This is a genomic window from Micromonospora polyrhachis, assembly GCF_014203835.1.
Taxonomy (GTDB): Bacteria; Actinomycetota; Actinomycetes; order Mycobacteriales; family Micromonosporaceae; genus Micromonospora_H; species Micromonospora_H polyrhachis.
This window is the reverse complement of the sequence record NZ_JACHJW010000001.1, coordinates 5,331,405-5,356,508: the sequence shown is the minus strand read 5'-3', so window position 1 is coordinate 5,356,508 and position 25,104 is coordinate 5,331,405. Positions and strand designations below refer to the sequence as shown.

Annotated in this window: 21 protein-coding genes; 12 read left to right on the top strand and 9 right to left on the bottom strand. The window is 70.9% G+C overall.

Going from position 1 to position 25,104, the window contains the following annotated elements; translation table 11 throughout:
* The first annotated feature begins 1,245 nt into the window (after positions 1-1,245).
* From FHR38_RS32485 to lepB, 4 genes are all read left to right on the top strand, one after another.
* Positions 1,246-3,450: a WG repeat-containing protein gene (locus tag FHR38_RS32485; protein WP_312882367.1), complete on the top strand. Its 2,205-nt coding sequence runs from the start codon at positions 1,246-1,248 to the stop codon at positions 3,448-3,450.
* 108 nt (positions 3,451-3,558) lie between these two features.
* Entirely contained in the window at positions 3,559-4,557 is a 999-nt protein-coding gene (locus FHR38_RS23725) for an aldo/keto reductase family protein (RefSeq protein WP_184536739.1), read from the top strand.
* A 140-nt stretch (positions 4,558-4,697) separates the two neighbouring features.
* Positions 4,698-5,051 (top strand): PadR family transcriptional regulator, encoded by a 354-nt coding sequence (locus FHR38_RS23720; RefSeq protein WP_184536738.1) that lies wholly within the window; start codon positions 4,698-4,700, stop codon positions 5,049-5,051.
* Positions 5,048-5,761, top strand: a complete 714-nt coding sequence (gene lepB, locus FHR38_RS23715) for a signal peptidase I (protein ID WP_184536737.1) — start codon at positions 5,048-5,050, stop codon at positions 5,759-5,761. Before FHR38_RS23720 ends, lepB begins: the two co-directional genes overlap by 4 nt.
* A gap of 24 nt (positions 5,762-5,785) precedes the next feature.
* Here lepB and FHR38_RS23710 read toward each other — a convergent pair whose 3' ends face one another.
* Both FHR38_RS23710 and FHR38_RS23705 read right to left on the bottom strand, forming a co-directional pair.
* Positions 5,786-6,583, bottom strand: a complete 798-nt coding sequence (locus FHR38_RS23710; protein ID WP_184536736.1) for a site-2 protease family protein — start codon at positions 6,581-6,583, stop codon at positions 5,786-5,788.
* A 5-nt stretch (positions 6,584-6,588) separates the two neighbouring features.
* Positions 6,589-6,789, bottom strand: coding sequence for a hypothetical protein (locus FHR38_RS23705; RefSeq protein ID WP_184536735.1), 201 nt, complete (start codon positions 6,787-6,789; stop codon positions 6,589-6,591).
* A gap of 175 nt (positions 6,790-6,964) precedes the next feature.
* Between FHR38_RS23705 and FHR38_RS23700 the strand changes: the two genes are divergently transcribed.
* The 3 genes from FHR38_RS23700 to FHR38_RS23690 all read left to right on the top strand — a co-directional run bounded on the left by FHR38_RS23700 (position 6,965) and on the right by FHR38_RS23690 (position 11,065).
* Entirely contained in the window at positions 6,965-8,953 is a 1,989-nt protein-coding gene (locus FHR38_RS23700; RefSeq protein ID WP_184536734.1) for a bifunctional adenosylcobinamide kinase/adenosylcobinamide-phosphate guanylyltransferase, read from the top strand.
* Positions 8,943-9,716, top strand: a complete 774-nt coding sequence (locus tag FHR38_RS23695; protein ID WP_184536733.1) for an adenosylcobinamide-GDP ribazoletransferase — start codon at positions 8,943-8,945, stop codon at positions 9,714-9,716. Before FHR38_RS23700 ends, FHR38_RS23695 begins: the two co-directional genes overlap by 11 nt.
* A 65-nt stretch (positions 9,717-9,781) precedes the next feature.
* On the top strand, positions 9,782-11,065 hold the full coding sequence (locus tag FHR38_RS23690) for a DUF2314 domain-containing protein (RefSeq protein WP_184536732.1): 1,284 nt from the start codon (positions 9,782-9,784) through the stop codon (positions 11,063-11,065).
* A 13-nt stretch (positions 11,066-11,078) separates the two neighbouring features.
* Here the strand turns inward: FHR38_RS23690 and gcvT are convergent, their stop codons facing one another.
* Positions 11,079-12,209: a glycine cleavage system aminomethyltransferase GcvT gene (gene gcvT, locus FHR38_RS23685; RefSeq protein ID WP_184536731.1), complete on the bottom strand. Its 1,131-nt coding sequence runs from the start codon at positions 12,207-12,209 to the stop codon at positions 11,079-11,081.
* Between the two features lie 161 nt (positions 12,210-12,370).
* Here gcvT and FHR38_RS23680 point away from each other — a divergent pair, with 161 nt between their 5' ends.
* Positions 12,371-13,972 (top strand): leucyl aminopeptidase, encoded by a 1,602-nt coding sequence (locus FHR38_RS23680; protein WP_184536730.1) that lies wholly within the window; start codon positions 12,371-12,373, stop codon positions 13,970-13,972.
* Between the two features lie 162 nt (positions 13,973-14,134).
* Here FHR38_RS23680 and FHR38_RS23675 read toward each other — a convergent pair whose 3' ends face one another.
* On the bottom strand, positions 14,135-14,458 hold the full coding sequence (locus FHR38_RS23675) for a hypothetical protein (protein WP_184536729.1): 324 nt from the start codon (positions 14,456-14,458) through the stop codon (positions 14,135-14,137).
* Positions 14,459-14,608: 150 nt separating this feature from the next.
* Between FHR38_RS23675 and lpdA the strand changes: the two genes are divergently transcribed.
* Both lpdA and sucB read left to right on the top strand, forming a co-directional pair.
* On the top strand, positions 14,609-16,036 hold the full coding sequence (lpdA, locus tag FHR38_RS23670) for a dihydrolipoyl dehydrogenase (protein ID WP_184536728.1): 1,428 nt from the start codon (positions 14,609-14,611) through the stop codon (positions 16,034-16,036).
* A 69-nt stretch (positions 16,037-16,105) separates the two neighbouring features.
* Positions 16,106-17,944 carry a 2-oxoglutarate dehydrogenase, E2 component, dihydrolipoamide succinyltransferase gene (sucB, locus tag FHR38_RS23665; RefSeq protein WP_184536727.1) on the top strand — a complete coding sequence of 613 codons (1,839 nt, stop codon included), beginning with the start codon at positions 16,106-16,108 and terminating at the stop codon, positions 17,942-17,944.
* A gap of 126 nt (positions 17,945-18,070) precedes the next feature.
* On the opposite strand, the gene FHR38_RS23660 is transcribed toward sucB, so the two are convergent.
* From FHR38_RS23660 to FHR38_RS23650, 3 genes are all read right to left on the bottom strand, one after another.
* Complete coding sequence (locus FHR38_RS23660) at positions 18,071-19,102, bottom strand: hypothetical protein (RefSeq protein ID WP_184536726.1); 1,032 nt, start codon at positions 19,100-19,102, stop codon at positions 18,071-18,073.
* Positions 19,095-19,601 (bottom strand): SigE family RNA polymerase sigma factor, encoded by a 507-nt coding sequence (locus tag FHR38_RS23655; protein ID WP_184536725.1) that lies wholly within the window; start codon positions 19,599-19,601, stop codon positions 19,095-19,097. The genes FHR38_RS23660 and FHR38_RS23655 overlap by 8 nt, the downstream gene beginning before the upstream one ends.
* Positions 19,602-19,686: 85 nt before the next feature.
* Positions 19,687-20,559: a DUF3152 domain-containing protein gene (locus FHR38_RS23650; RefSeq protein WP_184536724.1), complete on the bottom strand. Its 873-nt coding sequence runs from the start codon at positions 20,557-20,559 to the stop codon at positions 19,687-19,689.
* Positions 20,560-20,729: 170 nt separating this feature from the next.
* Here FHR38_RS23650 and FHR38_RS23645 point away from each other — a divergent pair, with 170 nt between their 5' ends.
* Positions 20,730-21,629 carry a TIGR01777 family oxidoreductase gene (locus tag FHR38_RS23645; protein ID WP_184536723.1) on the top strand — a complete coding sequence of 300 codons (900 nt, stop codon included), beginning with the start codon at positions 20,730-20,732 and terminating at the stop codon, positions 21,627-21,629.
* Positions 21,630-21,669: 40 nt separating this feature from the next.
* On the opposite strand, the gene FHR38_RS23640 is transcribed toward FHR38_RS23645, so the two are convergent.
* Together FHR38_RS23640 and FHR38_RS23635 are read right to left on the bottom strand one after the other, a co-directional pair.
* Positions 21,670-22,062, bottom strand: a complete 393-nt coding sequence (locus FHR38_RS23640) for an SCO5389 family protein (RefSeq protein WP_184536722.1) — start codon at positions 22,060-22,062, stop codon at positions 21,670-21,672.
* 20 nt (positions 22,063-22,082) lie between these two features.
* Positions 22,083-23,063 carry an ATP-binding protein gene (locus FHR38_RS23635; protein WP_184536721.1) on the bottom strand — a complete coding sequence of 327 codons (981 nt, stop codon included), beginning with the start codon at positions 23,061-23,063 and terminating at the stop codon, positions 22,083-22,085.
* Between the two features lie 123 nt (positions 23,064-23,186).
* On the opposite strand from FHR38_RS23635, the gene FHR38_RS23630 reads away from it, so the two are divergent.
* Complete coding sequence (locus tag FHR38_RS23630) at positions 23,187-25,016, top strand: DUF6311 domain-containing protein (RefSeq protein ID WP_184540111.1); 1,830 nt, start codon at positions 23,187-23,189, stop codon at positions 25,014-25,016.
* Positions 25,017-25,104 lie beyond the last annotated feature (88 nt).

The window sequence follows — 25,104 nt, the reverse complement described above, 5'->3', positions numbered from 1 at the left end:
CCGGCGGGTGGCCGCGCCGGCTCAGGCTCCCACAACCGTCCTGGCGACTCGGGTAGGGACTCGGGTAGGGAGCAGCGGGAATCCGCGCGACGGCCGGACTCCTGGGACCGCGAGCCCGGCCGCACGTACGGATCCCACCGGGATCGGGAGACGTACCGTGAGCGGGAGCCGCGACCGGACCACGACGCGTACCGGGACCGGGAACGGAACCGTTGGGAACACGGGACGCCGCAGCCCGACTCCCACGACCGCCCCTCGACCGGGCGTACCTATGGATCGAGCGTTGACCAACGGTCCGGTTGGCTGCCGGACACGCCACCAGAAGCGATCCCCCACGACCGTCACCGGGGTCCGACCGAGGAACGGACGGCTCCCTCGAGCCGACGCGACCTGGGTGAGACGAGGCGGCCGGTCGAGTCGAACTGGACCGACGGTTGGGCCGAGCCATCGCGTCGAGGCACTCCCGGGTACGACGAGCCGGCGCGGTCCCGGGAACCGGAGGCACGGGCCGACCGTCGTGCGCAGAACGACTGGCCTGGCCAGACTGAGCACGGCTTTTCGCCACCGGTCACGCCACGGTCACGCCCCGCCCAGTCGCCGCCGCACCCCGTGTCGGCACCCCCGCACCCCATCTCGGTGCCGCCGCACCCAATCTCGGCACCACCTGGCCCCATCTCGGCACCGCCACATCCGGTCTCGACACCACCCGGCCCCATCTCGGCACCACCGCACGCCGCCTCGACGCCGTCGCGTTCCACCCGGCCACCAGACTCCGAGTCCGGCTGGATGACGCCACATCGACCGGCCCCGGACCAGGCACCACCCGTCGGGCGTCCTCCGCTTGGCGCACCCCCCGCCGATGACGAGGCATCGGCCTCGGCCGGCTGGTTGACGCCGGCCGTCCGGCCGACCCGACCGCCTGCCATCGAGCCGGAGCCGGAGCCGGCGCGTCAGCCGAAGGCGGAGTCTCGTGCCGAGACAACCGAACGGCCGCGCACACCACCCGGAGACGAATCCGGCAGGAAGCCACGTCAATCCATCCCGCCACCACCGGTTACCGGGCTACGCCTGGAGTTCCTGCCCGCATCACCGCCGCCCTCCGCCGGAATGCGGGCCGTACCGGCTGGGCCAGACACCCCGGCAACGCCGGCGGAGACCGCTCTGCCCGCCCCGGTCGCCGGCATGCCACCGGCCGCACCCATTCCAGCCCCGCCGGCCTCAGCCGTGCCGGTGTCAGCCCCACCGGTGTCAGCCTCTTCGGCCGACGAGCCGGTCATCGACCTGGCACGGATCGATGAATCTGGCGATTCGACCACCGTCTACCCGCCGTCCACCGAGACCACCGCCGCCCCCCTGCCTGCGACCGAAGGTGCCTTGCCGGTCACGACGGCAGCCGGTGCGACTCCGGATGCCGATCCAGTCGACGCCGAATCAGCCACGTCGACCGGCAACGGGCCCAACGCGGATACGACCGTGGCGGCAGCCATTGCCGGAGTCGACATCGTCGACCCCGCAACCACCGAGCCAGTGCCAGAGCCCGAGCCGGAACCCGAGCCGGAACCCGAGCCAGCGTCCGAGCCCGAAGCGGCGGTGCCAGCGGCCGAGCCGGAACCCGAGCCAGTGTCCGAGCCGGAACTGGTGCCCGAGGACAAGTGTGCGGACGAGGATGGGCCCGCCGACCCGGTCGACGGTCACTCCGGGTTCGATCAGGGCAGTGCGAACGAGGACATCGTCGCCCCGGACGACGCGACCGGGACGGACACTCCGGCTAGCACCGCACTGGCCGAGGAACTACCGGCCGAGGAGCTGCTAGCCGAGGAATCGCTGGCAGCCTCGGCCGTACCCGAGCCGGTCCGGGTCGACGCGACACCGGCTGCGGCCGTACCGGATGAAACGGTGCCCACCGACACACCGGACACCGACGACGCTGTGCCGGTCTCCGCTCCACCCGGCGTCTGCCCGCCGGGATCGCCGGTCGCCGAGGCGAGCCCGGACACCGTGCTGCCCGGTCCGGATGGGCCGGCTGCCGGGGCGGCCACCGCGCTCCGTGCACCGACGATGCTCACCCCCATCGTCCAGCCAGACGAGACGGAGGAACCCGAGTCGGCCCCGGCGACGCCGGCCACACCCGCACCACCGGCCGCCGACCCGGAACAGGTGCTCGCGTCGTACCAGTGGCGGTTCCACCACGAGACCCTGCGTGAGCTGGTCGAGGACCCGGACGAACTACGGGCCATCCGTGACCGGCTGACGGAGAAGATCGAACCGGCGACCGACAACCGGACCCGGGCCCGGCTGCTGAGCCTGCGCGCTGTCGTCTCCCGGATCCTCGGCGACCTGGGCAAGGCGCTCGCCGACGGCAAGCTCGCCCTGGCCCACGCCGAGGCCACCGGTGAACTACGCCGCATCGCCATCGCCCAGGCCCGGCTGGCACACGTACACCAGTGGCGAGGCGACTTCTCCGAGGCGGACCGGTTGTTCGAGGAAGCAAACTCCTCGGAGCTGCCCGACCGGCTGCGCGCCACAATGCACGAGCATGCCGGTCGGTCCTGCTACGACCAGGGCCGCTACATCGAGGCGTGCAACCACTTCGAACGAGCGTTGGAGCTACGCAAGGTCGAGGATCCGGACCTGATTGCCCGTACCGAACTCGCCCTGGACGCCGTGTTCGAGAAGGTCGCCAAGAACGGTTGGGGTCCGTATCCCCGCCACCGGGACGAGATCCTTCAGGCGCATCGCCCGCCGGTGCCGGCCTTCAACGAGAAGGTCCAACGCTGGGGGTACGACCACCCTGACGGCGAGCCGGCGATCGCCCCGAGCTACGCGGACGTACAGCCGTTCCACGACGGGGTGGCCTGGGTACGTCACCCTGAGGCGCGGACCTGGGAACTCATCGACGAGTTCGGCGAGACGGTGATCGACGAGTCGGCCGGTTACCTCGGGGTCGGCTCCTACTCGGACGGGCTGGCCTGGGTCTCCACCGATGGCGCAAGCACCTGGATCGCCATCGACAAGACCAACAAGGTGGTGGTCCCGACCGGCTACGACGACGTGCGCCCGTTCCGCCGTGGGGTTGCCGCAGTCCGCCGCGATGGCGGCTGGGGCGCGGTCGACAAGGCGGGACGGGTCGTCCTGCCCACCCGCTACTCCGGTTTCCACACCGCGTTGACCGATGGCCGCTACCTGGACGGTTTCACCGACGAGGGCCTGGCCATCGTGGCGGCGGGCGGGCACAAGGCAGTGGTGGACCGGACCGGGCTGGTGATCGTGCCACCCGCCCATCCGGCACTGGTGATCCACCCGGTCGCCTTCCTGGTCGGCGACAACAACGGCCGGTGGGGGGCGCTGGACCGACACGGCGAGCCGTTGATCGATGTGACGCATCCCAGCCGTAGCGACGTGATGGAGGAGATCGACCGGCTCCTCGCCGACACCAAACCGGTGCTCTGACCCGGCGGTGGCGACGGTTCGCGGCGGTTCGTCGCCCTGCGTGGCAGCCCCGACCCCCGACGGTTCACCGTTCTCGGTGACGCCCGGTGGCCGGGTTAGGGTCAGGACATGGAATTCCGTCACCTAGGCCGTTCCGGCCTGCTGGTCAGTGAGATCTCGTACGGCAACTGGATCACCCACGGTTCGCAGGTCGAGGAGGATGCCGCCCTGTCCTGTGTCCGGGCTGCCCTGGACGTTGGCATCACCACCTTCGACACCGCCGACGTCTACGCGAACACCCGCGCGGAGGAGGTGCTCGGCCGGGCGTTGCAGGGCGAGCGGCGGGAGAGCCTGGAGATCTTCACCAAGGTCTACTGGCCGACCGGTCCCGGTCGCAACGACCGTGGCCTGTCCCGTAAGCACATCATGGAGTCGATCAACGGCTCGCTGCGTCGTCTACAGACCGACTACGTCGATCTGTACCAGGCCCACCGGTTCGACTACGCCACTCCGCTGGAGGAGACGATGGAGGCGTTCGCCGACATCGTGCACTCCGGCAAGGCGCACTACATCGGCGTCTCCGAGTGGCGGGCCGAGCAGATCCGGGAAGCGTACGAGCTGGCCCGGCAGCTGAAGATCCAACTCGTCTCGAACCAGCCGCAGTACTCGATGCTGTGGCGGGTCATCGAGGCCGAGGTGGTGCCGACCAGCGAGGAACTGGGACTCGGGCAGATCGTCTGGTCGCCGATGGCCCAGGGGGTGCTGACCGGCAAGTACCTGCCGGGGCAGCCGCCGCCGGCCGGTTCCCGGGCCACCGACGAGAAGTCCGGTGCCGGCTTCATCCAACAGTGGCTGACCGACGAGGTCCTCTCCACCGTGCAGCGGCTCAAGCCGCTGGCCGAGCAGGCCGGGCTGACCATGGCCCAGTTGGCGATCGCCTGGGTGCTCCAGAACCCCAACGTCTCCTCGGCGATCATCGGCGCGACCCGGCCCGAGCAGGTCCACGACAACGTCAAGGCCGCCGGCGTGAAGCTCGACGCGGCGCTGCTCAAGGCGATCGACGAGATCGTCGACCCGATCACCGAGCGGGACCCGGCCAAGACGCAGAGTCCGGCCGGACGTCCCTGATCCGGCATCCGTAGTCCAGGGGCGGTGCGCGCCGAGCACGCCCGCCCCTGGCCGGACGCCGCATCCAGGGAGACCCGGATGGGGAAATCGAAGTCGACGGTTCCCTAGGCATTGAAAGTCTACATATGTAGACTTCGAACATGCCGAGAACACCTGATACGTCCCCACAGACCCTGCGCGTCTTCACGGCGCTGCTCGCCGACCCCACGGCATGGCGCTACGGCTATGACCTCAGTCGGGAGACCAAACTCGCGAGCGGCACGCTCTATCCGATCCTCATGCGACTGGCCGACCGCGAACTGTTGGAGACCCGTTGGGAGGAGGCCGCCCAACCCGGCCGGCCCGCCCGGCACACCTACCGGCTGACCTCCGATGGTGCCGCCCTCGCCCACGAACGGCTCGGTAGTCACTCCAACACGCAGGTCCAGCCGACTCCCCGACCCTCGCCGCAGCCGCAGACCGGGACCACGATCCGGCCGGCAGGTGCGGCATGACCACGCCGGACCGGGCCCTGCGCAACTGCTGTCGCTGGCTGCTCCACCGAGTCGTACGCGGTCGTCACGCAACGGGCAGCACCTGGGGCGAGGCGATAATCGGCGAGTTCGAGACGACCACCGGAAGCCGGGAAGCCCTGAGCTGGCTGGCCGGCGGCGTCCGGGCGACCTGGCACGAACGGCGACAAGCCCGAGCCGCTCGACGTCGGTCGGAACCACTGCGGCTACGTGTCACCCGCCGGCTGGTCGCCACGACGGTCGTCGCGGTAGTCGCCGGAGTCATCGTCAACCAGTTTGTCCTGACCGTCAGCTACATCCCCTCGGCGAGCATGGAGCCGACCATAGTGGCCACCGATCGAGTGCTGGTCGATCAGCTGAGCCACCACTGGCTCGACCTCCGACACGGCGAACTACTCATGCTGCATCACGACGGTGACACCGCGCCCGACACCTTCACCGCGCCGTACCGCCTGATCGGCCTCCCCGGGGACCGCATCGAGTGCGAAACCGGCCGGGTTCACCGCAACGGCAGCGTCCTCGACGAGCCGTACCTGCCGACCGGATCCCGTACCGACTGCGATCCGCTGACCGTTCCGACAGCCACGGTCTACGTGCTCGGGGACTCACGGTCGACCGCGCGGGACTCCCGGGAATGGGGTCCGGTTCCGGCCGACCAGGTGGTCGGTCGCGTCCTCGGCGCGGGGTGGTAGGGCATCCGCTCGTCCAACGGTGGATCAGCCCTGCCAGAAGCGGATCAGTCGCAGCCCCTCGGCATAGAGCGGGGCGGGCAGCCCGAGCAGATCACCGACGGTGAAGACCGCGTCGAAGAACCAGCCGCCGATCCTCGGGTTCCAGAGCAGGGCGAAGAGCAGGATGAAACCGTACGGGGCCATCAGGTCGTAGCCACGCCGCCACTGCGGGGACAGCCACGGTTGGATGATGTTGCCCCCGTCCAGGCCGGGCACCGGCAGCAGGTTGAGCACGCTCGCGGTCAACTGGAGGAAGGTGAGCAGCGCCAACCCGGCCCAGAACTCCTGGTGCGCGGCCACGTCGGTGGCGAGCACCAGCGGCACCACCAGCACCAGGGCGAAGACGACGTTGGTCGCCGGCCCGGCGAGGCTGACCAGGCTGTGCCGTAGCCGCCCGGGAATCTGGTGCCGGTCGACCCAGACCGCCCCGCCCGGCAGGCCGATACCGCCCAGCAGCACGATCACCACGGGGAAGACGATCGACAGCAGCGGGTGGCTGTACTTGAGCGGATTCAGCGTCAGATAGCCCCGATGCGCCACCGCCCGGTCGCCGGCCCGGAACGCCACCACGGCGTGGGCGTACTCGTGCAGGCAGAGCGACACCAGCCAGCCGGAGACGACGAAGAGGAAGACGTCGAGCCGGACGTTGCCGAAGCCGTTCCACGCCATCACCCCGCTGGTCGCGAAGAGTGCGACCAGCGCCAGGAAGATCGGGCTGGGCCGAAATGCCTGCCGGGGCACACCGAGGATCAGATCGTCCCGGCGCGGGCGGTCGATCCCCATCCCGGTCACTCGGCCGCAGGCAGCAGGCTCATCCGGTATTCCTCGCGGTCGTCCTCGATCAGGACGACCGAGGCGACGCCGGTGGACGCCAACTGCCGCCAACTCTGGCCGATCCAGGACTCGGCGTCGGCCTGGCTGCCGAACGTCTCGGTCGGCCCCTCCACCGGGCCGCCGTCCGTGCCCTCGTACCGCCAGCTCCACGGCATGTCGCGTCTCCCCTCGCCGGAGTCCCGTCGATCAACTCTCGCCAGCCTAGTCGGCGCAGCGGTCCGGCGACCCGTACCGTCCGGCTGCCGGTGCCTCGCACGGTGCGGCTCCAGCAGGGCGACCGGGGCGCACCCTCGGGCCGAAAACCCGTGCTGTTGGCTCTAAGGTACGAGCATGTCCGTTGACGGGTGGAACACCATTCTCGTGCTCGGCGGGATCCGGTCCGGTAAGTCGGAATACGCGGAGTCGCTGATCGGCGATGCGCCGAGTGTCCGGTACGTCGCCACGTCGGTCGACGCTGGCCCCGACGACCCGGACTGGGCGGCCCGGATCGAGCGTCACCGGACCAGGCGACCGGCGACCTGGACCACCGAGGAGATCGGGGCCGACCCGAACCGGCTCGCCGAGGTGATCGCCACCGCGAAGATGGACGAGACACTGCTCGTCGACGACCTGGGCGGTTGGGTGGCCGCCCTGCTGGATCCGGCCCGACAGCCGGCCGACGACCTCGCCACGATCGACGCACTCGCCACCGCGATCCGCGGCTGCGCGGCGCAGCTGGTGCTGGTCAGCCCCGAGGTCGGGCTCTCCCTGGTGCCGACGACCCCGGTGGGCCGGGCCTTCGCCGACGCGCTCGGCGCCACCAACCAGGCTGTCGCCGCTGCCTGTGACACGGTAGTCCTGGTGATGGCCGGCCAGCCGTCCCGGCTGAAGCCGGAGACGACGGCCACCGTCACCGCCCCGGCATCCGTGACCCTGCCGATGCAGGCCGCCCCGACCCGGATCCGGCCGACCCAGCCGTCGCCGGACGTACTCACCCCGACCGGCGCGACTGCGACGCCCACCGGGGAACTCCTGCCCACCCCGGCACCGGCCGACACCGACGTGGTGATCGAGCCCGGCATGGATCTTCCCCTGCCCGACGAAGACGCCCGAGCCCAGGCGCTCGACCGGCTCGCTGCCCTCGACGTACCCGGGGCGGGGCTGGGCGACCTCGAACGGGTAGTCGCCTTCGCCGCCGCCACCCAGGGCAGCGCCACGCCCACCCCGTGGCAGTCGGTACGCGTCCTGCTGCTGCACGGCGACCACGAGGGCGGATCCGCCGCCGGCTCCATCCCCGGCGAGTCGGCCCGGCAGGCTGCCCAGGCCCGGGCCGGCATCGGTCCGCTGGCCCGCCAGGCAGCCGAGGTCGGTGCGACCCTACAGGTCGTGGATGCCCCGTCGGCCGCCCCGATCGAACAGGGGCCAGCCCTGTCCGCCGAGGCCGTCGAGGCGGCCCTACGGTACGGCTGGCAGCTCGCCGACGAGGCGGTGGACGCGGGCGTACGACTGATCGTGCTGGCCGCCTGCGGTGCCGGCAGCGAGTCCGCCGCCACGGCGGTCCTGGCTGCCACCGTCGGCGCGGAACCGGTGGCGGTGCTCGGTCGGGTCGTCGTCCCCGGCCGGCAGGTCGACGACGCGGCCTGGATGATCCGCTGTGGCGCTGTCCGCGACGCCCTGCACCGGATCCGCAACAGCGGCCGAAGCGCCCAGGAGATCCTCGCCGAGCTGGGCGGGGGCGACATCGCGATCGCCACCGGCGTGCTGCTCGGTGCCACGGCCCGGCGCACGCCGGTGCTGCTCGACGGCCCGGTCGGGCTGGCCGCCGGTCTGGTCAGCCGGGACCTCGCCGGGCAGGCCCGACACTGGTGCCTGCTGCCCGACCACGGCCGGCGGCCCGGGGTCCGGCTCGCCGCCGAGGTACTCGGCCTGGAACCGCTGCTCGACCTGCGCCTCGACCTCGGCGAGGGGGCCGCCGCGCTGGCCGCCCTACCGCTGCTGCGCTCGGCGATCGCGCTGGCCGGTGCGCTCGCCACCCATCCGCTGCTCGGCGGTACGGACCCCGAACCGGACGGATCGCCCGACACCGAGACCGATACCGGCCCGGGTAACGGCGGCGGTAAGCCCGGTCCGGGTGACGGTGGGACCGGCGAGGAGAGCGGCGAGGAGTTCGCCGAACCTGAGCCGGCCGGACCGGGACCAGCAACGTCCGATCCGGCGACGCCCGCGTCCACCTCCCCGACGAACGACCACGCGACCGCGTCGGCCTCGCCCGCGACCGACAGCACCACCGCGTCGGCCTCGCCCACGACCGACAGCGTTGCCGCACCACGTGGTGCCTGACGGCCGACTCATCGCCGGGCTCCGGCTGGCGTTCACCACCTTCACGATCCTGCCGCTGCGCGCCGGTCGGGTGGACCGGCCAGTCGCGGCGGTGGCCATGGCCCTGGCCCCGATGGTCGGGGCGGCGCTCGGGATACCGCTCGCCGCGCTCCTGATCGGCACGGCCGCCGCCGGGCCGGCACTGGTCGCCGGGGCACTCACCGTCGCGGCCGGAGCGCTGCTCACCCGGGGGCTACACCTGGACGGGCTGGCCGACACGGTCGACGCGCTCGGCTCCTACCGCTCCGGACCGGGCGCGTTGGAGATCATGAAGAAGCCGGACGTCGGACCGTTCGGGGTGGCCGCGATCGTGCTCGTCCTGCTGATCCAGGCCGGGGCGCTGGCCGCGCTACCCGACCGCCCCTGGCCCGCGGTCGTCGCCGGCGTGGTCGCGGCCACCGCCGCCGGCCGGCTCGCGGTGAGCTGGGCCTGCCGTCGGGGCATACCGGCAGCCCGGCCGGAGGGGCTCGGCGCGCTGGTCGCCGGAACGGTCAACCGGCCGACCCTGGTGGTGGCCACGGCCGCCGTCGCCGCCATGGCCGTACCCGCCGTGCCGGGCCGCCCGTGGCAGGGGCCGCTCGCCGTCGTCGCCGCCATCGCCGTCGAACTGCTGGTCCTGCGGCACGTCGTACGGCGGCTCGGCGGGATCACCGGGGACGTGCTGGGCGCGTCTGTCGAGATCACCGCCACGCTGGTCTACCTCGGTCTCGTCCTGACCGGCTGACCACACGCCGCGTCGCGAGTAGCGTTCGCCACGACAACACCAACACCCTCCTTCGGGGACACAACATGCTCATCACGGACGACTTCCTGCCCGTCCCGGTCCCGGAGACGCTGAGCGCGACCTATCTCGTGCCCACCTCGACCGTGCCCGGGACCACCCCGGCCCAGGCCGTCGCGGCGCTGGCCGGACGGCTCTCCGGCCCGGTCCACGACCTCGCCCGGCAAATGCTCGACAGCCCACTGATGACGGTCGACACCCGACCCGTGTCGGAATTCCCCCACCTTCCGCCCGACCTGCTCACCGCCTTCGGTGCCACCGAGGAGCAGCTCGGCCGGTTGGCGGCGGCCACCGATCTCGTGGTCGTCCAGGCCACCTACCGGCCCGGGTGGCCACCCGCCCACGAATGGGCCGCTCGTACGGTCGCCGCGGCGATGGCCGAGGTCGTCGGCGGTGACCTGGTGGACGTGTTCGGCCTACAGTTCCTCGACCCGGCCACTGCGCTGCGTTCGCTGCCCGACGACGAGGGCCGGATGCGGCTGGTCGACTGGGTGCTGGTGCCCTACTCCTCCGACGAGGAGGGGCTCTGGTTCACCACCAAGGGGCTGCGCCGGTTCGGGCTGCTGGAGTTGCAGGCCCAGGGAGTTCCCGCACACCTCACCCGGGCCTGGGGCGCGGTGATGACCGGGACAGCCCGCCGGCTGCTGCGTACCTGGGTGGACGGGTTGACCGACGAGGAGGTCCCGGCCTTCGTCCAGTTGCCCGTCCTGACCGCCGTCACCGGACACGACATCGCGGTGGCCTACGGCAACCCGGAGCGGCACGACGCGACCGGACCCGCCCTGCTGCGCCTGGAACTCGACCCGGCCACCGACCCGGAGGCCGACTCGTTCCTGAGTCTGCGCCCGCCCAGCGGTCACGACGGACCAGCGGGTCGATACTTCGCCGCGGTCTGCGCGACCGTCTTCGCCGCCGCACAGTCGGACGTACGCTACGCCCGCCCCGGGGACGCGATGGCTCGGGCGGTCGCCACCGCCCGCAGCGGCCTGCCCAAGATCCGCGAACGTTTCCTCGACGGTGGGCTACCGGCCGAGGCGCAACTGGTGGTCAAGTACGGGCTACCCACCGAGGAGGGGCCCGAGTTCGTGTGGGCCGGGGTGACCGACTGGTCGACCACGGACCGGATCCACGGAGTCAGTGCCAGCGACGCCGCCGCCGACCCGACGATACGGATCGGCGAACCGGTCGTGATCGACACCTGCGACGTGGTCGACTGGGCGCTGCTCGACGGCACCGGAGTGGTGGAGGGTGGCTGGACCCAGGCCGTGCTGGACGGCGGCAACCACCCCTGACCCGTGGGGATGGTTACTTCACCGAGGGCTGGACGAAGGGCGGGCGGACCACCCGCATCGGATAGCGCCGGCCGCGTACGTCGACCTCGACCGGCGAGTCGACGCCGAGTTCGGCGGCCCGGTCCAGCAGCGCCAGGGCGATGCCGACCTTGCGGGTCGGCGAGAAGGTGCCGCTGGTCACCTGTCCGACCACCTGGTCACCGACGTACACGCTCATGCCGGGGCGAGGGATGCCCCGCTCCACCGCCACCAGGCCCCACAGGGTGCGCTTGGCCCCGGCCGCCTTCTCGGCGAGCAGCGCCTCGCGTCCCCAGAACGCCGGCTTGTCCCAGCCGACCGCCCAGCCGGACCGGGCCTGCACCGGGGTGATCTCCAACGACAGGTCCTGCCCGTGCAACGGGTAGCCCATCTCGGTGCGCAGGGTGTCCCGGGCACCGAGTCCGCAGGCCCGGATGCCGTACGGCTCACCGGCGGTGAAGAGCGCGTCCCAGACAGCGGTCGCGGCAGCGGCCGGTACGACCAGTTCGTAGCCGTGCTCGCCGGTGTAGCCGGTGCGGCACACCACCAGCTCGGTGCCGTCGAACGCGGCGGTGGAGAAGCTCATGTACGAGTGACCGGTGGGTAGCTTCAGCGCGTCCAGCACGTCGGCCGAGCGCGGTCCCTGCACCGCCAGTACGGCGTACTCCTCGTGCTCGTTGGTGACGGTGACCGACTGCGGTGCCACCGCGCGCAGCCGGCGTACCACCTCGGCGGTGTTGGCCGCGTTGGGGATGAGGAAGACGTGATCGTCGGCGTACCGGTAGGCGATGATGTCGTCGACGACGCCACCGGTGGCGTCGTCACAGCAGAGCGTGTACTGCGCCTGTCCCGGCCCGATCCGGTCCAGGTCGTTGGTGAGGCAGGAGTTGACGAACTCGGCCGCTCCGGTCCCGGTCACCCGCGCCTTGCCGAGGTGGGAGACGTCGAAGACGCCGACCGCCGTGCGGACCGCGGTGTGTTCGGCGAGCACTCCGCCACCGGCGTACTCCAGGGGCATCTGCCAGCCGCCGAAGGGGGCGAACTTCGCGCCCAGTTCCGCGTGCCGCTCGTGCAGCGGGGAGCGGAGCGGCGCGGCGGTGGGAGCGGCGGCGGTCACGTCGGTCATGGGTGGCAACTTACCGGGGATCTACCACCTGGTTAGCATCGGCGGGATCCCCCGACCGGCAGTCGGCGGGACAGCACAGCGTCCGGCGGGTAGGTTGCGCCGGAGAACATCATCGCCGGACCGCTCAGAACGCGGCCGGCCAGGCCCGCCGGAGACGCCGAGTGACATCGCCCAGCACCACCCTCAGCCTGGTCGACACGGACCCAGCCGAACTTTCCGTCGACGCGATCGTGATCGGCGTGCACAGCCGGACCGGCGCTGCGGACGGCTCTGATGCCGGCCCCGCCGGGTTCGCCGGCACGCTGCTACTCGCCACCGGCGCGGAGAGCATCGCCGCCGCCTTCGACGGCCGGCTGACCGAGACCCTGGCCATGCTCGGCGCGACCGGCTCCCACGGCGAGGTGGTCAAGCTCGCCACCCTGGGTACGGTCACCGCCCCGCTGGTCGCGGCCGTCGGTCTGGGCCCCGAGCCGACCGGTGCCGCGCCGGCACCGGAGACACTGCGCCGGGCCACCGCCGCCGTGATCCGGGCCCTGGCCGGCTCCGAGCAGGTGGCGCTGACCCTGCCGGTGCCGGACGACGCTGACGCTCCGGCGGCGCTGCGCGCGGTTGCCGAGGGCGCACTGCTGGGCACCTACCGGTTCGCCGGTTACAAGACCAAGCCGCAGCCGACCCGCCGCCCGCCGGTCGGTTCGGTGGCGGTGCACGTGCCGGACGCTGGCGACCAGGCGGCCCAGGCCGAGATCGCCCGTGCCCAGGTGGTGGCCCGGGCGGTGCTGCTCACCCGGGACTGGGTCAACACCGCCCCCAACGAGCTACGGCCGCCGTCGTTCGCCGACGCGGTCGCGGAGACGGCCCGCGCGGCCGGGCTGACCGTCGAGGTCCTCGACGAGGCGGCGTTGGCCGCTGGTGGCTACGGCGGCATCCTCGCCGTCGGGTTGGGCTCGGACGCCCCGCCCCGGCTGGTGAAGCTGTCGTACGAGCCGACGCCGGAGGCTGCCGGCAAGGACGGCGCCGACATCAAGCGGGTCGCGCTGGTCGGTAAGGGCATCACCTTCGACACCGGTGGTGTGTCGATCAAGCCGGCGCAGGGCATGTGGGAGATGAAGTCCGACATGGCCGGCGCCGCCGCCGTCGCCGCGACGATGCTGGCGATCGCCGAGCTCAAGCCGGCCGTGGCCGTGCACGCCTACCTGCCGATGGCCGAGAACATGGTCTCCGGTACTGCGTACCGGCCAGGTGACGTGGTCACCATGTTCAACGGCAAGCGGGTCGAGGTGCTCAACACCGACGCCGAGGGCCGGATGATCCTGGGTGACGCGATGGCTCGGGCCTGCGCCGACGGCTGCGACTACCTGATCGAGACCTCCACCCTGACCGGCGGTCAGGTGGTGGCGCTGGGCAAGCGCATCGCCGGGGTGATGGGCACCGAGGAACTGATCGAGCGGGTCCGGACCGCCGGTGACGCGGTCGGTGAGCCGACCTGGCCGATGCCGCTGCCGGAGGACGTGCGCAAGGGCATGGACTCGGACGTGGCCGACATCTCCCAGGTCAACGCCGGCATGGACCGGGCCGGGCACATGCTCCAGGGCGGCGTGTTCCTGCGCGAGTTCGTCGCCGAGGGGGTGTCCTGGGCGCACATCGACATCGCCGGCCCCAGCTACCACTCCGGCGAGCCGACCGGTCACTGGACCAAGGGCGGCACCGGTGTGCCGGTGCGTACCCTGCTCGCTCTGGTCGACGACATCGCCGCCAACGCCTGAGGTCAGGAAGGGCCCCTTCTATCGCCTTCTGCCTTTGGAAGGGGCCTTCCTGACACCGGTGGCGTGACGAACTCGGCTCGGTCCGGCTCGGTCCGGCTCGGTCCGGCTCGGTCCGGCTCGGTCCGGCTCAGTTCGGCTCAGTTCGGCTCGGTTCGGCTCGGTTCAGCTCGGGCGGCGCTTGCGGCGCTCGTTGAAGTCGCGCCAGCGTTGCGGATAGCCGACCAGCCCCACGTCGTAGACCGGAATGGCGAGCCGGTGGGCGAACCGCCGGGCGGCGTCCGGCCCGTCGATCCGCCGCCGGGTCCACTCCCCGTCGTGGGCGACCAGCATCACTGTGGTCTCGGTCACGGCGGTACGCGGCTCGATGAAGGCTTCCACCCCTCGCCGCGACCTGACGAACTGCTCAAGGTGGTCCAGATCGGCGCGATTCGCTGGCCGATCTCCCGCTGCGGCGCCTGCCTTCTTGCGTCGTCGGAACCAGGCCACCCGATCTTCTCCTCCCCGTCGTCCGTACCGCTCGTCATGAATGTGACTGCGGCAAGCGTACGTCCCGTCGACGTGTCCTTGGGCACCTCGTGGCGCGGCATCGCGGCGCAAGTGACAAGATGACCGAGGCGAGTATGCCCCTACCCCGGCATGACCCTCGTTAGCAGCGACGCGACCTGGGAGATAACTGTGAGCGAGCCGAACGGCGCAACCTTCGACGTCGTAATCCTCGGCGGTGGCAGCGGCGGATACGCGACCGCGCTGCGGGCCGTGCAGCTCGGCCTGTCGGTCGCGCTGATCGAGAAGGGCAAACTCGGCGGCACCTGCCTGCACAACGGCTGCATCCCGACCAAGGCGCTCCTGCACGCCGCGGAGATCGCCGACCAGACCCGTGAGTCCGAGCAGTTCGGCGTCAAGGCCGAACTCGTCGGCATCGACATGGCGGGGGTCAACTCCTACAAGGACGGCGTGATCTCCCGGCTCTACAAGGGCCTCCAGGGCATGATCAAGGGCGCGAAGATCACCCTGGTGGAGGGGGCCGGCAAGCTGGTCGCCCCGAACACCGTCGAGGTGGACGGCACCCGCTACACCGGCCGCAACGTCGTCCTGGCCACCGGCTCCTACTCGCGTAGCCTGCCCGGCCTGGAGGTCGACGGCGAGCGGGTCATCACCAGCGACCACGCCCTCACCCTCGACCGGGTGCCGGCCTCCGCGATCGTGCTCGGCGGCGGGGTCATCGGCGTCGAGTTCGCCAGTGTCTGGCGTTCCTTCGGCGCGGACGTCACCATCGTCGAGGCGCTGCCCCGGCTGATCGCGGCCGAGGACGAGGAGTCGTCCAAGGCGCTGGAGCGGGCGTTCCGCAAGCGCAAGATCGGTTTCAAGACCGGCAAGCCGTTCGAGAAGGTCGAGCGCACCGAGACCGGCGTCAAGGTCACCATTGCCGGGGGTGAGACCCTGGAGGCCGAGCTGCTGCTGGTCGCGGTCGGCCGGGGCCCGAACACCGCCAACCTCGGCTACGAGGAGCAGGGCGTCAAGATGGACCGGGGCTTCGTCCTGACCGACGAGCGGCTGCGGACCAATGTGCCCAACGTCTTCGCCGTCGGCGACATCGTGCCCGGCCTTCAGCTGGCCCACCGCGGTTTCCAGCAGGGCATCTTCGTGGCCGAGGAGATCGCCGGCCTGAACCCGACCGTCATCGACGAGCTGGGTATTCCCCGGGTCACCTACTCCGACCCAGAGGTCGCCTCCGTCGGGCTCACCGAGGCCAAGGCCAAGGAGCAGTACGGCGCGGACAAGATCAAGACCTACAACTACAACCTCGGTGGCAACGGCAAGAGCCAGATCCTCAAGACCGCCGGCTTCGTCAAGCTGGTCCGGGTCGAGGAGGGTCCCGTGGTCGGCATCCACATGGTGGGTGCGCGCGTCGGCGAGCTGGTTTCCGAGGCTCAGCTCATCTACAACTGGGAGGCCTACCCGGCCGAGGTGGCGCAGCTCGTACACGCCCACCCCACCCAGGGCGAGGCGCTTGGCGAAGCGCACCTGGCCCTGGCCGGTAAGCCGCTGCACGCACACGCCTGAGCCCAAACCATCCGCGTCGTCCGGCTGACCGGTCGGACGACGGGTAAGGCCACGAAGGAGTCTTGAAACATGCCGGTATCGGTCACCATGCCCCGGCTGGGCGAGAGCGTCACCGAGGGTACCGTCACGCGCTGGCTGAAGCAGGAGGGCGACCGGGTCGAGGTCGACGAGCCGCTGCTCGAGGTCTCGACCGACAAGGTCGACACCGAGATCCCGTCCCCGGCGGCTGGCGTGCTGAGCCGGATCGTGGTGGGCGAGGACGAGACCGCCGAGGTCGGCAGCGAGCTGGCCGTCATCGCCGGTGAGGGCGAGGCCGCCGAGGAGAAGCCGGCCGCACCGGCCGCCGAGGAGAAGCCCGCCGCGCCCGCCGCCGAGGAGAAGCCCGCCGCCGAGGAGCCGGCGGCACCGAAGCAGGAGCCGGCACCGGCCGCCGCCCCGGCCGCTGAGGCCGCTGGGGGCGAGCACACCGTCGTCAAGATGCCGGCGCTGGGTGAGAGCGTCACCGAGGGTACGGTGACGCGCTGGCTCAAGGAGGTCGGCGACACCGTCGAGGCGGACGAGGCGCTGCTGGAGGTCTCGACCGACAAGGTCGACACCGAGATCCCCTCTCCGGCGGCGGGCACGCTGCTGGAGATCAAGGTCGCGCAGGACGACACCGCCGAGGTGGGTGCCGCGCTGGCCGTGATCGGTGCCGCCGGGGCCACTCCGGCCGAGCAGCCGGCCCAGCCGTCTGCTCCGAAGGCAGAAGCTCCCAAGGCAGAAGCTCCCAAGACGGAGGCCCCCAAGGCCGAAGCTCCGAAGCCGGCCGCTCCGGCCAAGACGGAGGCGAAGCCGAGCACCCCGGGCGCGTCCTACGCCACCCCGGCCCCGGCAACCAAGAAGTCCGGTCAGCCGACCCGCACCGAGCAGGCCGCGCAGCCAGCCCCCGCCAAGGCCGCCGCTCCCGCCGTGGCCCCGGCCACCAGTGAGGACGCTGCCGGCTACGTCACCCCGCTGGTGCGCAAGCTCGCCGGTGAGCACGGTGTCGACCTGTCGACGGTCAACGGCACCGGTGTTGGCGGTCGGATCCGCAAGCAGGACGTGCTGGACGCGGCGCAGCAGGCGAAGGCGGCTGCCGCCAAGCCGGCGGCACCGGCCGCCCCGGCAGCCAAGGAGCCGGCCGCCAAGCCGCAGCCGAGCCCGATGCGGGGTCGTACGGAGAAGCTGCCCCGGATCCGGGCCGTCATCGCCAAGCGGATGCAGGAGTCGCTGCACGAGACGGCACAGCTGACCACCGTCATCGAGGTGGACGTCACCAAGGTGGCGCAGCTGCGGGCACGGGCCAAGGACGCCTTCCTCCAGCGGCACGGCGTGAAGCTGTCGTTCATGCCGTTCTTCGCGCTGGCGGCGATCGAGGCGTTGCAGACGTACCCGGTGGTCAACGCCCGGATGGACCTCGACGCCGGGACGATCACCTACCCGGAGGCAGAGCACCTGGGCATCGCGGTCGACACCGACCGGGGGCTGATGGTGCCGGTCATCCACAACTCGGGTGACCTCAACCTCGCCGGGCTGGCCCGGCGGATCGCCGACCTGGCCGAGCGGACCCGGACCAACAAGATCAGCCCGGACGAGATCGCAGGTGCGACGTTCACGCTGACCAACACGGGTAGCCGGGGTGCCCTGTTCGACACCCCGATCGTCCCCGCGCCGCAGTCGGCGATGCTCGGCACCGGCGCGGTGGTCAAGCGTCCAGTGGTGATCACCGACCCCGAGCTGGGTGAGGTCATCGTGCCGCGCTCGATGGTCTACCTGGCCCTGTCGTACGACCACCGGCTCATCGATGGTGCCGACGCGGCCCGCTTCCTGAGCGCCATCAAGGAGCGGCTGGAGGCCGGCAACTTCGAGGCGGAGTTGGGCCTGGCCTGATCCACCCCGTAAGCCGAGGGAGGGCGCACCGGTCCGCGGACTGGTGCGCCCTCCCTCGCTTTCGCGGGTGTCCCTGCCGAGCCTGCGCTGCTTCTCTCCAGTCCCAGTCCCGTCCCCGCCCCAGTCCTAGCCTTTGCCAGGAACGGCGGCCGGGGTGCTGCGGATCCCGGCCGCGAACCGAAACAGATCCGGCTCCGAAACCGTGATGTTCGACGGCAACTGGATGGTGATGGCCCGCTGGTCAGGCTGTTGGACCGAGAGAATGGTGTGGCCGGACTCCTGGTAGAGCACACCCCGCTGCTGCCCCACCCGCACGCTACGGCCGGCCGCCGTCGGAAACGCCTCGTCGAACAGGACCACCAGCTCGAACTCGAAGCCGGCACCCGGCGGCGCGTCGGCGGGCCGGAACGTGATCATCGACGGTGCGACACTGTCGACCGTCAGGTTGGCCGACACGTACTCGAAGGTGAACGGCGAGACGACCGGCATCGGGCGGGAAGTCATGCCTTCCACGTACCCGAGCAGATCGTCGATGGTGACCGTGGCAGAGCCCTGTACGGTGATCCACTGGGCTGCTCCCTCCTGCCACCACATCGTCCACTCCCCCTCCGCGCCAGGTGGCAGAGAGACGTAGTTGACCGTCCGCCCCCGCACCTTGAAGCTCTGGGCTGCGCCCTTCATCCCCCTCGGCTCGACGGCACCGACCGATACGGTCGCCCAGTGCACACCGCCCTCCGGGCCGTCATATCTGATCGTGGGTACGCCCTCGACGAGTTGCACCGTCGGCTGCAACCCGGGCAACTCACGGGTCGGGGTGAACGGGAAGGCGTCGACCATCAGCGGACCCGGCTGTAGAACCAACGCCACCGACGCGCCCGGCGACGGTACACCCGATGACGACAATGACGACTCGACGGGGGCGACGGGGGCGACGGCCGGCTCGTACACCACGGCATGGTCCGGCCCATCGGGCCACCGCTGCACGCCTACGACCAGTACACAGAGCGCCATGGTCAGGCCGGCGGCGAGCGCCATCATCTGCCGTCGCTGCCGTTGGCGAGTCCGTACCTGGAGACGGCTCAGAAGCTGACCGCTGGACGGTGCCTCGTCGGCATGCCGGGCCAGCGACTGCTGGAGGAGTTGTTCGAGATCACTCATGACGGACTCCCATGACCGCCGGTTGCGTCGCCAGCGCGGCGCGCAGCTTCGCCAATGCCTTGAACGCGTGGACCCGTACCGTCGCCTTGGCGCAGCCGAGCAACACGGCGATGTCGGCGTCGGAAAGATCCTCGTAATAGCGCAGCACGACAACGGCCCGTTGCGTGCGCGGCAGTTGCCGCAGTAGCAGCCACATCGCGTCCCGTTCCACGACGGCATCAGGTGGCTGCTCGGCTCCTGGCCGGTCGGGCAGTTCGGCGTACGACAGCTCGGTACTCGACCGGCGTCTACGCCAGGACAGATAGAGGTGCAAGATCGCCTTGCGCACGTACGGCTCGGGGTTGTCGGTGCGCTCCACCGCAGACCATCTCCGGTGGGATCGCAGCAGGGCCTCCTGCACCAGGTCCTCGGCGAGATACCCGTCGCCGGTGAGCAGGTACGCGAACCGGAGCAGGGCGCGGCCCCGCGCCACCACGAACTCCTCGAAGTTGGCCTGCATCCCCATCCTTCGCCATGGCTACCGAAAGGTAGACATGCTGACCAGGGCTACCGGTTTATCGGTACGCCAAGAAAATTCGAACGGGTCACGCCTGCGGCACCGGATCGTCGTACGCGCCGGACCGACCCGAATGGCGGCGCCCGCCGAGATACACCCAGGGATTGGCGACACAGCCGTGCAGGCCCAGCGTCTGCTGCTGCATCACCGGTGCCGGCCGCCCCTTCCCCGGGCACAACTCGTGGCCATGCCCGAGCCGGTGCCCGACCTCGTGGTTGACCAGGTACGCGCGGTAGGCGATGAGGTCAACACCGTAGTGGGGTACGCCATTGGCCCAGCGGGCCACGTTGAGTACCACCCGAGCACCGTTGCGACACGAGGTGTATCGGTCGTACCCATCACCACACAGGACGTCTCGAGTTGCCGGTGTAGCCAGATGCACCGTGAAGTCCCGCTGTTCCCCCGGCCCCACGCGCTGGAACCGGAACTGGCCGCCGGCCGTCCAGCCACGGGAATCGCCGAGGGTGGCGAGCACCTCCGCAGCGAACTGCTGCGGGTCGATGCCGACGATCCCCTTCTCCACCGTTACCTGGAATCGCATCAGTCGTCCGGCATGCCCCTGGATCGCGGTACGTCCCGTGGCGGTCGTCCACTTCCCGCTGCCGACCTGCGGGTAACTGACCTCCGGCGGTGGTGGCACCGGATGATGGGACGGAGAATTGCCGGGCCCGCCCGGCGTGGGCCCGCCCGGCGTGGACCCGTCCGGGTTGGACCCGCCCGGTGTGGACCCGTCCGGGGTGAACGCGGACGGGGCGGGCCCACCCGGTGTCGGCACCGATGTCGTTGTCAACGTGGAGCCGGACGAGCTTCGAGAAGGGCCGAGCAGGCCGACGGTCAGGCCACCGGCACCCAGTAGGAGGACTCCGAACAGGCCCGCGCACCGCAGCCGCTTTGTGGACATGAAAACACCGAATCCGTCGTGACGATCATTGAGCGGGCGACTCGTCGACAGACAACACCCGTCCTGCGGGCTTCTGCCGACGTACCCGTGGAGAAGGACGCGCTCGCGGACCCGGCTTGTTTATCGGTGCTGACGTGGGCCGGCGGTACGGCGTGGGCGAAGATACGGACATGCGGATCCTTACCGCCGGCGCGTCCGGCTTCCTCGGCACTCGGCTGGTCGACCGTCTCCGCTCCGACGGGCACGAGATCGTCCGGCTCGTCCGTCGGCCAGCGACCCGCCCCGACGAGGTCCGGTGGCAGCCGTCGACCGGGCAGCTGGACCCAGCCGCCCTGGCCGGGGTCGACGTGGTGGTCAACCTGGCCGGCGCGGGCGTTGGCGACAAGCGGTGGACCAGCCACTACAAGAACGTGCTCCGGTCGAGCCGGGTCGACACCACCACCACGTTGGCCCGCACCATCGCCGGCCTGGCCCCGGCCGACCGGCCCCGGGCCCTGCTCAACGCCTCGGCGGTCGGCTGGTATGGCGACACCGGCGACCAGCCCGTCGAGGAGGACGCCCCGGCGGGCGAGGGCTTCCTCTCCGACCTGTGTCGGGTGTGGGAGGCGGCGACCGGGCCAGCCGAGGACGCCGGGGTACGCGTGGTCCGGCTGCGCACCGGCCTGCCCCTGCACCGGGACGGTGGCCTGTTGAAGCCGCAACTGCTGCCGTACCGGTTGGGCATCGCAGGGCGGTTCGGCAGTGGCCGGCAGTGGATTCCGTGGATGTCGATGGCCGACTGGCTCGACGCGATGCTGTTCCTGCTGGACCGCGAGGACATCGCCGGCCCGGTCAACGTGGTGGGTCCGGCGCCGGTCACCAACGCCGAGTTCACCAAGGAGCTGGCCGCCGCCCTGCACCGGCCGGCAATCGTGCCGATCCCGAGCATCGCACTGCGGATCCTGCTGGGAGAGTTCTCCGTCGAGGCGTTGAGTAGCACCCGGGTCCTGCCGGGGGTACTGAACCGGGCCGGCTTCACCTTCCAGCACCCGGATCTGGCGGGGGCGCTGCGCGCCGCGCTCTCGGATTAGGAACGGGCTCCTTCCAGGAAAGGAAGGAGCCCGTACATCCTCAGCAGTCGCGGAGTTCCGGTGACTGGTTACGTACCTGGGCCAGCGGTGAGATGAACCGCTGGTAGGTCTCGCCACCGACTGCGGAGAGCCTGAACGCGGCCACCCGGTGGCAGTTCTGGAAGGCCAGTTTCACTCCGAAGTGGCGTTCCAGGCTGCCCCGGATCGCGTCGCTGGCCAGGGCACGCAGCAGTTGGCCCCGCTCGGCCTCGCTCGGCGGCGGTACGGCGTGGTCGGCGAAGTCGGCGATCGTGCCGCGTGAGCGGTCCGCCACGTCGGACACCACGGCCCAGGCGTATGGCAGGGACTGCCGGACACAGTCGACGAACTCGGCGTCGTCGACCTGACCGGCCTCGGCCCGCTCCAACAGAGCGGCGGATACGTCGAGGGACATCTTCTCTCCTTCAGTGTGGATCAACGGACCAGCGGTTCCGGCCCGAGTACGAAGTCCGGGTCGACCTGACCGGCGAGGTCCTCGCCGACCCGGTCGTTGGCCCAGGCGGTGGCGTTGCGCAGGTGGAACTCCACCGCCTGCCGGGTGTAGGTGGCCCAGTCCTTGTCGACGGTGTCGACGGTGTCGCGCATGAGTTCGAGGGCGGCCCGGTTGGCCGGTTCCAGCGCGGCGATCGGCTGCGGTGCGCCGCGCTCGGCGGCCTTGACGTAGCCCGAGCGGCCGATCCAGGTGAGCAGGTCGGCACCAACGTGCGCCCGCAGGAACTCGACGTCGGTGTCGTCGTCGACCTTGTTGCCGACGACGTGCACCCGGACGCCGAAGTCGCGGGCGTGGCCGACGTACTGCCGGTAGACGCCGACGCTGCGCAGGGTCGGTTCACAGACCAGGAAGGTCGCGTCGAAGCGGGTGAAGAGCCCGGAGGCGAACGAGTCGGCCCCGGCGGTCATGTCCACGACGACGTACTCGCCGGGTCCGTCGACCAGGTGGTTGAGGATCAGTTCCACCGCGCCGACCTTGGAGTGGTAGCAGGCCACCCCGAGGTCCTCGCTGGCGAACGGGCCGGTCACCGCCAACCGTACGTCGCTCACCTCGCGGAAGAGCATGTCGTAGATCGGGTTGATCCCGGTGACGGAGAGCAGCCGTGACCCTCGACCGGGTGGTGTGGTCTTCACCATCGCGGCGGTCGAGGTGATGCGGGGGTTGTCCCCGCGCAGGTAGTCCTTGATCTCGCCGAGGTGGTCGCCGAGCGCGGGCAGTCCGGTGGCCTCCGCATCGGTAGCCCCGAGCGCGGCGGCAAGGTGCTGGTTGATGTCGGCGTCGAGGGCGAGCAGCGGTGGGGGCCCACCCTCGGGCGGGGCGGCGGTGGCCGCGAGGTGCCGGATGAAGAGGGCGGCCAGGGTGGTCTTGCCACTACCGCCCTTGCCGACGAAACAGATCTTCACAATGCGCGTCCTTCCAGGCGCTTTCGGTTGCCACCTGAAGTGATAGTCATTTTCAATAAGCTCGTCAAGTTGTCGCACGACATGGGCGTGTCGCCTGACTGTTGGTAACCTCCGGCCGTGCCGATCCCGCCGCCCCCGCTCGCCAAACCGTCACCGGAATCGTCGAGCGCCCCGCCCGCCCCCCGGCGGAACCGTCGGCTCGACCTGATCGCCGTGGTCACCGCGTTGGCCCTCGCGGTCTGGGTGACCAGTGGACTGTGGGGCGCGCCGAACCAGCGGGCGATCACCGTGAACTCCAGCGACCAGGCCCTCTTCGAGTGGCTACTGGCATTCGGCGCGCACGCCCTCACCCACGGCGAGAACCCGCTGTTGACCTACCTGATGAACGTCCCGGACGGGGTCAACCTCGCGGTCAACACCTCGATCACCGTGTACGCCGTGGTGTTCGCCCCGCTGACCTACCTGATCGGCCCGCCCGCCACCTTCCTGGTGATCCTCACGCTCAACCTCGCCGCCACCGCGCTCGCCTGGTACTGGCTGCTCTCCCGGCACCTGCTGCGCAGCCCACTGGCCGCCCTGATCGGCGGCCTCTTCATCGGCTTCGCGCCCGGCATGGTGTCGCACGCCAACGCCCACCTGAACTGGTCCGCCGGGTGGCTGGTGCCGATCCTCGTCTGGTGGGTGCTGCGGCTGCGGCAACCGGGGCGCTGGCTGCGCAACGGGCTCGTGCTCGGCGTACTCATCGCCGTCGCCTTCTCCATCGCCGCCGAAGGGCTCTTCTTCACCGCCCTGGCCCTCGGGGTGTTCTGCGGCGTCTGGGCACTCACCCCGTCCCGGCGCGCCGAGGTCCGGGCCGCCCTACCCGACTTCCTGCGGGGCCTCGGCATCGCCGGCGCCACCGCCTTCGTGCTGCTGTCGTACCCGCTGTGGCTGCACTTCTTCGGGCCGCAACGGTTCCACGGCACCGGCTTCGACCCGATCATCCACGCCGAGGACATCGCCGCCTACGGCGCGTTCCCGCAACGGTCACTGGCCGGTGCGCTCGGGTGGGACACTTCGCTGGCGCCCAATCCGACCGAGGAGAACTCCTTCCTCGGCATTCCACTGCTGCTGCTCACCATCGGCTGCTTCGTCCTGCTGTGGCGGCACGCCGACGCCGGCCGACGCGCCACGCTCCGCGCGCTGGGCGTCACCGCGCTGACCTTCACCGTGCTGTCCTGGGGACCACGCATGAAGATCTTCGGCGAGCACACCGACGTGCCACTGCCGTACGCCCTGCTCGGGAAGCTGCCGGTGGTCAATGCCGCGCTCCCCTCCCGGCTCGCGTTGGTCGTGGCACCGCTCGTCGGGCTACTCCTGGCGTACGCGGTGGACCAGCTCGTCGCCAACCGGCCGCAGCGCCGTCCGGTACGCCTCGGCTGGGCGGCGGCGTTCGCGCTGGCCCTGATCCCCCTGCTGCCCACCCCGCTGCTGACCGTCGAGCGGGAGCCGATCCCGAGGTTCATCACCTCCGGCACCTGGCGGGAGTACGTCTCCCCGGGCGGGGTGCTGACGCCACTGCCGCTCACCCTCGACGTGACGCCGGACGGGCAACGCTGGCAGGCGTACGCCCTCTCCCATCGACAGGGTGAGTTCGCCATCCCGTCCGGCTTCTTCCTCGGGCCGGGCGGGCCGGACGGCCGCGGCAGGATCGGCCCGGTGCCCCGCTACACCGACGCGGTGCTGCTACGCGCGGCCGAGACCGGAATCGTGCCGACCATCACCAACGCCGACCGGGCCGAGGCCCGCGCCGACCTGCGCTACTGGCGGGTCGAGGTGGTCGTCCTCGCCGACCAGGTGCACGGCGCGAAGTTCCCGGTCCACACCGAGGCGCTGCGGCAGACCGCGACCGAGCTGTTCGGCCCGCCGGAACGGGTCGAGGACGTCTGGCTCTGGCGCGTGCCGCCCGCCTGACCCAGGCCACCGACCGCCGACGCGACCGCTGACCTGCGGCACGGCCACCGGTGACCGCCGTCACCGGCGTCCGACTCGGCGAACAGGG

What these genes read in the sequence shown, in the direction of transcription:
- FHR38_RS23705 (WP_184536735.1), bottom strand. Translation starts at nt 6,789, where the DNA reads ATGCCGTGGAGCTGGCGGTACGAGGGCACGGACGGCGGCCCGGTGGAG.
- sucB (WP_184536727.1), top strand. Translation starts at nt 16,106, where the DNA reads ATGCCGGTATCGGTCACCATGCCCCGGCTGGGCGAGAGCGTCACCGAG.
- FHR38_RS23655 (WP_184536725.1), bottom strand. Translation starts at nt 19,601, where the DNA reads ATGCAGGCCAACTTCGAGGAGTTCGTGGTGGCGCGGGGCCGCGCCCTG.
- FHR38_RS23640 (WP_184536722.1), bottom strand. Translation starts at nt 22,062, where the DNA reads ATGTCCCTCGACGTATCCGCCGCTCTGTTGGAGCGGGCCGAGGCCGGT.
- FHR38_RS23645 (WP_184536723.1), top strand. Translation starts at nt 20,730, where the DNA reads ATGCGGATCCTTACCGCCGGCGCGTCCGGCTTCCTCGGCACTCGGCTG.
- FHR38_RS23650 (WP_184536724.1), bottom strand. Translation starts at nt 20,559, where the DNA reads ATGTCCACAAAGCGGCTGCGGTGCGCGGGCCTGTTCGGAGTCCTCCTA.
- FHR38_RS23710 (WP_184536736.1), bottom strand. Translation starts at nt 6,583, where the DNA reads ATGGGGATCGACCGCCCGCGCCGGGACGATCTGATCCTCGGTGTGCCC.
- gcvT (WP_184536731.1), bottom strand. Translation starts at nt 12,209, where the DNA reads ATGACCGACGTGACCGCCGCCGCTCCCACCGCCGCGCCGCTCCGCTCC.
- FHR38_RS23690 (WP_184536732.1), top strand. Translation starts at nt 9,782, where the DNA reads ATGCTCATCACGGACGACTTCCTGCCCGTCCCGGTCCCGGAGACGCTG.
- lpdA (WP_184536728.1), top strand. Translation starts at nt 14,609, where the DNA reads ATGACCCTCGTTAGCAGCGACGCGACCTGGGAGATAACTGTGAGCGAG.
- FHR38_RS23720 (WP_184536738.1), top strand. Translation starts at nt 4,698, where the DNA reads ATGCCGAGAACACCTGATACGTCCCCACAGACCCTGCGCGTCTTCACG.
- lepB (WP_184536737.1), top strand. Translation starts at nt 5,048, where the DNA reads ATGACCACGCCGGACCGGGCCCTGCGCAACTGCTGTCGCTGGCTGCTC.
- FHR38_RS23725 (WP_184536739.1), top strand. Translation starts at nt 3,559, where the DNA reads ATGGAATTCCGTCACCTAGGCCGTTCCGGCCTGCTGGTCAGTGAGATC.
- FHR38_RS23700 (WP_184536734.1), top strand. Translation starts at nt 6,965, where the DNA reads ATGTCCGTTGACGGGTGGAACACCATTCTCGTGCTCGGCGGGATCCGG.
- FHR38_RS23660 (WP_184536726.1), bottom strand. Translation starts at nt 19,102, where the DNA reads ATGAGTGATCTCGAACAACTCCTCCAGCAGTCGCTGGCCCGGCATGCC.